The organism is Halalkalibacter sp. HAAS-P013, from assembly GCF_056619925.1.
In genome coordinates, this window is record NZ_JBWQTU010000053.1 from 1 (window position 1) to 1,063 (window position 1,063).

General features: G+C 31.6%; 1 protein-coding gene and 2 pseudogenes. 2 read left to right on the forward strand and 1 reads right to left on the reverse strand.

Features of this window, described 5'->3' with window-relative positions:
- Positions 1–248 precede the first annotated feature (248 nt).
- Positions 249–365: pseudogene (locus tag AC1FXP_RS23455) on the forward strand (sigma factor-like helix-turn-helix DNA-binding protein); the annotation flags it as partial.
- A 307-nt stretch (positions 366–672) separates the two neighbouring features.
- Positions 673–831, forward strand: a complete 159-nt coding sequence (locus tag AC1FXP_RS23460) for a hypothetical protein (protein WP_480064317.1) — start codon at positions 673–675, stop codon at positions 829–831.
- 122 nt (positions 832–953) lie between these two features.
- Here AC1FXP_RS23460 and AC1FXP_RS23465 read toward each other — a convergent pair.
- Positions 954–1,063, reverse strand: a pseudogene (locus tag AC1FXP_RS23465) (IS30 family transposase); the annotation flags it as partial.

The window sequence follows — 1,063 nt, forward strand, 5'->3', positions numbered from 1 at the left end:
TGGGATTTGGACAGAACTACCAATCCTAATTATAAGGAGTTTTTTTGTGCCTTGAAACCATAAATTTCTACTTGAAACTACTTGACAAATTTTTAATAACTTTATGCAAAGCTAATGATCGTCTTTAGTTTAATTGAATGGACTACAAAATTTGTTTTTCCTTGGATTGTTTTGTATTGGCTAATTAGAGCCATAAAAACATTAGAGAAAAGAAGATAAAACCTTCTTATTAAATTAAAGGGATCTTCCAGCGAGAGATCGCGAAAGAATTGGGGATCTCTAGAAGCTATGTTTCTCGCATTGAAAAGCGAGCGTTAATGAAGCTGTTTCATGAGTTTTATAAGCAGAGTCAAGGGAAGAGTTAACTAGATATTGAAAAGAAGGGCGATCGAGGTATCCGGTCGTCCTTCTTTTAATCTGTATGAATAGGATTAAAGTAAAAGAATCATTTTTACTAAGGAATAAATATCAGGCTAATCTTATTTATGAACGCCAGTAATGTTGCAATCCTTTGAATAAGCCGGGATTGCTTTTTCTTTATTAAATTTAGATACAGGATAGTATAAGAACAGAGTGGAAAAACATTCCTAATTAAAAAGGGATTTATGTTAAGGTTTAAATTAAAGGAACAGATTGACTCCTTACAAATAAAAATATGAAGGAGGCGACATTATGGAAATTATTATTATGTTTACTATGTTTTACTTTATATTAATTTTGGCTCTTATTGCTTTCTTTAAAAATCGAGTGGGACCGAATAAGAAGATTGAAGCATTAGAAGCGAAAGTCGCTAAATTAGAGAAAGAAAATAAAGAATTAAAGCATAAATGAGAGGAGGGATTTTGAAATGAACTTTTTCTTTGATATTTCATGGCAATTATTTCATTTCCTTCTTATGGGAATTTCAATAATTGGCGTTATAGTTGTGTTAAGTTTATTCATAAGACGGTTTGTCAATCTAACTGCGACACTTCTTCCCAAAACGCTTCGTATGAAGTTTTCCAACCAAGACATTTTCTTGGGCGATGATTAATTAAATGCAAGGCTAACTCTAAATCTTCTT